At 41.7% G+C, this 7295-nt stretch carries 7 protein-coding genes; 3 read left to right on the forward strand and 4 right to left on the reverse strand.

The features are described 5' to 3' along the window. The 3 genes from LC586_RS38965 to LC586_RS38975 all read left to right on the forward strand — a co-directional run. On the forward strand, positions 1 to 2975 hold a 2975-nt coding region (locus tag LC586_RS38965; protein ID WP_229491154.1), incomplete at its 5' end, for a DUF2157 domain-containing protein. A gap of 91 nt (positions 2976 to 3066) precedes the next feature. Beyond that, positions 3067 to 3354, forward strand: coding sequence for a type II toxin-antitoxin system HigB family toxin (locus tag LC586_RS38970; RefSeq protein WP_229491155.1), 288 nt, complete (start codon positions 3067 to 3069; stop codon positions 3352 to 3354). After that, positions 3342 to 3752, forward strand: a complete 411-nt coding sequence (locus LC586_RS38975; protein ID WP_229491156.1) for a helix-turn-helix domain-containing protein — start codon at positions 3342 to 3344, stop codon at positions 3750 to 3752. Before LC586_RS38970 ends, LC586_RS38975 begins: the two co-directional genes overlap by 13 nt. A 194-nt stretch (positions 3753 to 3946) precedes the next feature. Here LC586_RS38975 and LC586_RS38980 read toward each other — a convergent pair whose 3' ends face one another. The 4 genes from LC586_RS38980 to LC586_RS38995 all read right to left on the reverse strand — a co-directional run. Then, the gene (locus tag LC586_RS38980) at positions 3947 to 6040 is read right to left on the reverse strand and encodes an NACHT domain-containing protein (RefSeq protein ID WP_229491157.1); all 2094 of its coding nucleotides are present in this window, start codon (positions 6038 to 6040) and stop codon (positions 3947 to 3949) included. Positions 6041 to 6163: 123 nt separating this feature from the next. Further along, a complete protein-coding gene (locus LC586_RS38985; RefSeq protein WP_229491158.1) occupies positions 6164 to 6550 on the reverse strand; it encodes a Het-E N-terminal domain-containing protein in 387 nt (128 codons plus the stop codon). 237 nt (positions 6551 to 6787) lie between these two features. After that, complete coding sequence (locus LC586_RS38990) at positions 6788 to 7135, reverse strand: DUF5615 family PIN-like protein (protein WP_229491160.1); 348 nt, start codon at positions 7133 to 7135, stop codon at positions 6788 to 6790. Next, a partial coding sequence (locus tag LC586_RS38995) for a transposase (protein WP_229491159.1) occupies positions 7116 to 7295 on the reverse strand: 180 nt, incomplete at its 5' end. The genes LC586_RS38990 and LC586_RS38995, both read right to left, overlap by 20 nt.

Genomic DNA, 7295 nt, shown 5'->3' on the forward strand with positions numbered 1-7295 from the left:
CTCCCTCATCTCCCTCATCTCCCTCATCTCCCTCATCTCCCTCATCTCCCTCATCTCCCTCATCTCCCTCATCTCCCTCATCTCCCTCATCTCCCTCATCTCCCTCATCTCCCTCATCTCCCTCATCCCTCTTACTCTGGGAAAGACTTGGCGGTATTCTACTCTTCCTGGGTTGGCTGGTTTCGGTAGTAAATTATCCCTGGCAAGCAATAGCTGTAAGTGGTTTGGGTTTGTGGTTTGTGGGAAGTCGTCTGCGGCAGTATAGTTTCAAGGTAGACTTCGCAGCAGTTTTCGTCATAGGCTTACAGACGATTTGGTTAGGTTGGCGATTAGTACCTGATAATTTACAGAAATTAGCGATCGCAACTGGTACTCAACTTACCAATTCTCAAAATGAACCTTGGGCGTTGCTGAGTGTAGCTTTATTTCCCTATGTAATTTTAATGGTGGCGCTCACAGATAGGCTGCATCGTAGCCAAAAGCGAGAATTGGCTAAATTTGGCGAACTGCTCACCCTCTTATTTGGAGCTTTTTTAACAACGATCGCGATCGTAAATCCCGCATTGCGATCGCTAAATCTGCTATTTTCCACAATCACTCTGGCATTCGTCACTCAACGCCGATCCCCCTCATCCCTTCCCCTGATATATTTAACTCACATCATGGGAGTGCTGACTTTTTGTTTTACCATTAATTGGTTATTACCAACCCTGAGTCACCAAGTCTGGGCAAGTATTTTATTAGCTCTGATGGTTGCAGAATGGGGATTTAGCCTTAGTGAAGGTTTATGGCGACGTAGTGCATGGGACATCGGTTTAGGACTAGCCGCCGCTAGTTTTTTCCTATTGTGGATGAATGCAGAATCATCTTGGTATGGCATAGCTGATGGACAAGCTCATTGGGGAGTCTTATGGCTAGTTACGCCTATAGCTCTCACGGGTGTTGCCAATGTCACAATTATAGAGCGTCGCTTTACTAGCCGTTACTTGAGTGTATTGGCTGTGGTAACTGCCCAGTTACTGACTTTACAGCTACCAGAAACCAGATTAATCGGTTTGGCCGTGGGTACGGGATTGATGTTCGCAAATACGCGCTATTTGCGAAACCAAATATCTGGGGTAATTACAGAAGGATTTCTTCTGAGTTTCATTGTGGCGCTCTTATGGGTAGGCGTACCTGGCTTACCTCGCCTCGCGCTAGCAGGTTGGTTTGTCGTAGGAGCGATCGCAATCCTAATTCTATGGTTAGCACGGACAGTTTTGAACCGACGCGGTAACGAATTAGCAATTATATATGCAGCCGCTAGTGATAAGTGGGCGATCGCATTGTGTGGTTTTGAGTTGTTTGGTTTGACGCTACACTCAATACTAATTTACTCAGGGTTTATTACTTCTGGATTTTTGTACTTAGCTGCCACTGCAATCACCTTGGTAGCCATTGTTTATCGCAGTTGGCGAGAACCGACAAATTGGGCATTTTATGGCATCGGTTGGTCTTTGGAATTGTTGACTGCCCAGGTGTTGGGATTTGGGGAACGTTCAACTGTTAAGATTGCAATCGCAAATATTGCTTTAGGTTTAATCGCTCAACTTGTCGGCGAGTGGTGGCGACGACGACATCAATTAGAAAGGCTTCCTAGCAGTTTTCACATTTTGCCATTAATTTATGGTGCATTCAGTGTATTGCTGCGTTTGGACACCTTCACCGAGTGGACTGGTTTGTATTCCTTGGGTGTAGCTTTAATTATCATTGGCGTAGGGCGACGCCGCGAAGACTTTAAACCCCTGCTGTACTTAGGAATCATTGGCATATCCATTTCTGCTTATGAACTTTTGTTCTATCAAATGTTACAAGCTTCAGGAGGAGCATTAGGTGATGGATTGATTGCCATGTCAGCCCTTGGCGCGAGTATTATGTATGCTTACCGCATTCTGTCGCCTTGGCTTGTCAGCTACTTACGCCTGACTCCCCAAGAACTGAAAGGAATTGCCCATATTCACTGGGCTTGGAGTAGCTGCTTATTAATGGCTGCCATTCCTCTTCCCATTGGAGTTAACCGTTTAGTAGGATTGGGAACGGGGGTATTTTTGATTCGCTATGCCATCTTTCAGGGACGAAATTCGCGCACTTCCCCCAGCATCTTCGGAGGAATCACAATCGCCGAAATGTGGGTTTACCTTGGCTTATTAGAGGTAGCCGGGATGAGGGTTTATTGGCGCGAGACAGCAGTGGGACGATTTTGGGCTGGGCCATTAGTTCCTTGGAACGGTGCGATCGCCTGTGTGGTAGCCTATTTTCTGTACATTCTACCTTGGGAAAGTTGGGGTTGGTCTAAAAGACCTTGGCAGCAAGCCTCCTACATCATACCACTGATAATTTTATGGGAAACCAGACTGCAAACTTACCCCATTACCTTAATACTCGCAGCTGGATTCTATATCTTTTTAGCAAAGGTGGGTGAAAACATCCGTTTTACCTATATTAGTGTGGTGTTGATTAATTGGGCACTTTACCGTTGGTTTTATGAATTACGCCTAACTGATGCTTTGTGGTATGTAACACCCATTGGGTTATCACTGCTTTATATTGCTCAAGTAGATACCCAACTCAAGCTACCAGAGTACAAAACATCTCGTCATATTCTGAGAGTGCTAGGTAGTGGTTTAATTTGTGGGTGGGCAATTTTATTTAATCAAAATACAGCCTGGATACCTGGAATTTTCAGCCTCATCGCCATTTTTGCCGGATTAGCTTTGCGAGTGCGGGCTTTTCTCTACATTGGTACAGCCACTTTTTTAATTACTACAATCTATCAATCGGTAATTTTTAGCTTGCAGTACTCTTTTTTAAAATGGGTTGTTGGCTTGCTAGTTGGCATCTTACTGATTTATATCGCCGCCAACTTTGAAACCCGTCGCGCTCAAATAACTTCCTTAATTCGTAGCGCCATTGATGAATTTCAATCATGGGAATAGGGGTAGGTATTAAGCTAAGGGTTGAACTAATTAAACAGGCGATCGCACTATGACGAGATTCGCTATAATAGCCTCATGAATCCAGCGAATCATGCACGTTATTTCTCGTAAAGCATTGCGTCAATTTTGGGAAAAGTATCTTGATAGTGAAACTGCCCTGATTCGTTGGTTTAAACTCATGAACTCTGCGAACTTTCAGACTTTTGAGGAATTACGCTCGGTTTTTCCTAGTGCCGATCTTGTAGGCGATCTAATCGTGTTTAATATTGGTGGCAATAAATACCGATTAATTACTTCAATTCACTTTAATCGTCAAAAAGTTTATATCCGTGATATCTTGACCCATTCAGAATACGACAAAGACCAATGGAAAACTTAACCACACTTCCCCCAGATATTAATACCCATTGGAGTGCGATCGCACCCCTGCTTACGATTCGTAATGAGCAAGAGTATGAGCAAGCGATCGAGCGATTAAATGATTTAATTGATGAAATTGGCACAAATGAACAGCATCCTCTTTATAATTTTCTTGATACGTTAGGGACGCTGATTGGGGTTTATGAGGCAGAGCATTATTCTATCCCTAATTGTAGCGGGAGTGATGTATTGGCTTATTTAATCGAGGAACATGCACTAAGTTTCTCGGATTTGACTGAAATTGGTACATCGGAAACAATAGAAGCTATTTTAAACAAAGATCAAGCCTTAACCCTGAGTCAAATTCAACATTTAGCACAACGTTTTAAGGTTCAAGCTCAAGTATTTCTAGATTAGAATCAATTTTTAGGTAATTTTCCAGTAAATTGGCGAAATATATTAATAAATCAAGGTGCGTTACGCTGTCGCTATAATATCCGCGATCGCACTGCAAAAGTTATTTCGGCGATCGCTTGACTTTTAAAACAGTCACTATAAAAATGGCGATGTCTACGACGGGCTATTCGGCTTCGCACTCACTCTACCTAAACTCACCCCATGCGGGCAAAATGTTCCTGTAGCATCCGATGGACGAAGATGTAACCGCCGCCAACCTTTTGCAGAAAAATGCGATCGCTGGCGTAGTTGAGGAAACTAACATAGTCCAAGGGAATGTAATTTTTGCGGTAAAGCATGAGACGCAAAGTGTAATGTTGAATGCAAACTACACCCGAACTTTCATTAGCACCTAACCCACCTAACAATCCCATAGCTAAACCAAGACATATTAAAACTGGGTTCCACTGAAATGAAAAATCCATTACCAAACCAACAAATATAGCAGCAAATACGAGAGAGCAGAAAGTTATCACCGTGTATCTTAATGACCTTTTAATTCCTTCATTAGGCTTTGCTTGTTTTGGATTTATGCTATTTTTTCGGATTCTAAAACCACCCAAAAATACACCAACAAGTATAAATATTATTATTTCATAAACCGAATAAAAATTTAGGTATAGGCGTGATTTTATTAACGCATACAACATACCAAAAATACCAAATATTATTGCATATTTAAAAAGTTTAGTATTGTCCAATTCTATACTCTCTACTGGTTTAATCTTTCTATCTATTGAACTAAAAATAGCTCCACCTAATATTGCACTCAGAAGTATTGGAGGTATATCAATATGTTTATGATATATAAAATAACTGAAAAAGTAGATCGATATCGCAAATATAATCCCTGACATTAGCCCCTTTTTTAGCCTGTTGAATCTTAAACTTAAAGAAAGTAGCCCTATAATTAGTCCAGGTATTAGTCCAGATAACACTCCAATTGCTATTAATTTTATTAAAATATTGATTGGAGGGATAACTTTATTATTAGGAACTAAAGTGTAAAAATATACAAAATATATTCCCGACACTAGTCCAAGAAGGACACCTAATATTAAGCCTGTTACAATACGATATATGATTTTATCCTTTTTTGAAGGCAACCATCGAGGTTGAATTTCCTCGATTTGAAAATCTGATTGAGACATCCGTTTTGCCAGACAAGTTAGCCAATGTATTGCCTGATCTTGTGGATATTGATGTTTAGCTCCCTTTCGCTTAAACATCCGCTCAATATAAGAATTAAACAGGTGTTCACGGCGTTCTTCTATTGAACCCGTTTGAAGTATTTCTTCCACCTTTTTGCCTTGATAAGCCAGAGTCATGACACTAAGCGTTAAAGGAGACTTTGCTAGCTCTTGCAGTACGGTATCTTCGGTCAGCAAAGTTTTGACTGCTCTTAGTTGTTCACCAGCCGCGTCCAAATATTGATTAACTTGCTCAGTAGTCAGAGAGCGGATGCAGATTGCACCTCGTAATTGCAGACGCTTAGAAAGAACTTCATAGTCTACAATACGACTACAGACCACCATTTCAGTCTGTCCATGATCCTGCATAAATTTGTTGACAGCTTGGACGCAATCTTCCCGCCGATCAGCCTTTACCTCGTCTAGACCATCCAGCAGCAGTAGCAGTTGTTGCTTTTTAACCCAATTTTTACCAACTTCTTTGGGAACTTGGTATTTGCTCCAAAGTTCTTGTACGAGCCAATCAGCAATCGTTGGTTGCTTACCCCAAGAAGATAAGTTAAACACCACTGGAATTAGGAGACTCACATCTTCTGTAGCGCGAGCAACCAAATTCTCTGCAAGTTTTAGGAGAGTTATTGTTTTCCCAGCCCCTGGTTCTCCCAAAATTAACAGAGTTCGCCCCTCTCCTATTTGAGTGAAGACCTTAGTTGCGGTTGTCCCAGTAGGCAAAAGTTTGGGATCTTCTGGTGGTTCCTCAAAGCCCCTAAATGGAGGATCTACTGCATTTGATCGCTTTTCCAGACTCAGTTCAATCATTGCCTGGGTATGCAACGATCTTTCTAAAACCCCTTCAATCCAACCTTGTTTAACTTTACTGAGTAAAACTTCCCTCTGGCGTAATTCTTTCCCAGTTAAGGGCTTTTCTGTTCCCGATGTTTGCCCACTCAGCGAGTCAGATATTTGATTAATGATGTTTTGATGAACAGTTCCATGATTTTCTTGGATAAACCCCTGAACCTGACCCCCAAAGATACTGACAAAATTATCTTCAGTCATTTTCTAAGCACCCTTGATTAGCTGAAGGAATTTCCAAAAAATAAATTACCCAAATAAACAAACAACAGAGACACAGAAGAATGAGAAAGAGAGAGTTTTTTAGTGACTTTTTTAGATATTTTTTTATTTGGAAGTCCTAAAGTCCTGGTTTAACGTTCCAGTATTTTGCTGTGTCAAACCCTGAACTGTACCCCCAGAAATTTGAACATTAAACTTTCCCTCTGCTGCTTCTTGAGGATTTAATTGCTCCATTAACTTTTGAGCCAGTTTAATAATTTCTTCGTCTTTATCAGCCCCAACCTCAGTTAATTCATCTTCTAAAAGAGCTTTAGTCTTTTCGGGCTTCTGTTCGTACTTATCCAGAATAGTAGCTGAATCTGATTTACCTTGGCTCTCAAACTTACGCTTAATCAGACCTTTCAAGCCCTTGTAAGCATCTTGAGCTACATCACCAGCCGTTTTTGCTGCGCCAGCTACCAATGCTGTAAGAATAAGAGAAATAGGGTCCATAAACTCATCTCCTAAATTGTTTAATAGAACTTCAGCTATACCTAAAAACCCTTCTTGGGCGATTGCAGTAAGTCAAATGTAACTTATATAAGCTCTGGCTTTTACTACAAGGATACCCTCTCTGGATCTTAATTGGCAGAATATTGCACAATTAAGGCATGATTTTAGTTATGAGCTAGAATTTTCGGCGATCGCACTATTAACGTACCTTACGATCATGAGCGATCGCGCTTCACCTCATCTACTTTTCTCAGCAGGCGGGCGATTCACTCGTATCAGTTTTCCAAACAAAGCTTCTTCAGCCGCAATTGCCTCATGAATCCGGGTGGCTAATCGCTGCCGATCCAAATCCTCTGTGCAAACAATGATACCTGCATGGTCTTGACTCATGCGATGTAAGCGGATAAAATCATCCCGATTCACTGTCAGCACTGCCCGCCCCTGAATCGTCGCCAATGCAAGCACTTGGTCATCAGGAATTCGCTGGTTGGCTTGCCCTGCTTCTTGTACCGTCAGTACATCGTGACCGAATTGACCAAAAGAATGGGATACAAGCCCCGTCGTTCTACGACGGCTTTTCTTGATTTCTGATGTACTCCTTCAAGACTTCTATTGGCACGCCCCCTACGGACACAGCAAAATAACTAGGACTCCATAAAGCTTCTTTCTGGGGTTTTTTATATCCGGCTTGTCCATATCTACGACTGGAAACACCTTTCAAAGCATTAACTATTTGAGAGATGGA

It is taken from the genome of Nostoc favosum CHAB5714 (genome assembly GCF_020829495.1).
Taxonomy (GTDB): domain Bacteria; phylum Cyanobacteriota; class Cyanobacteriia; order Cyanobacteriales; family Nostocaceae; genus Nostoc; species Nostoc favosum.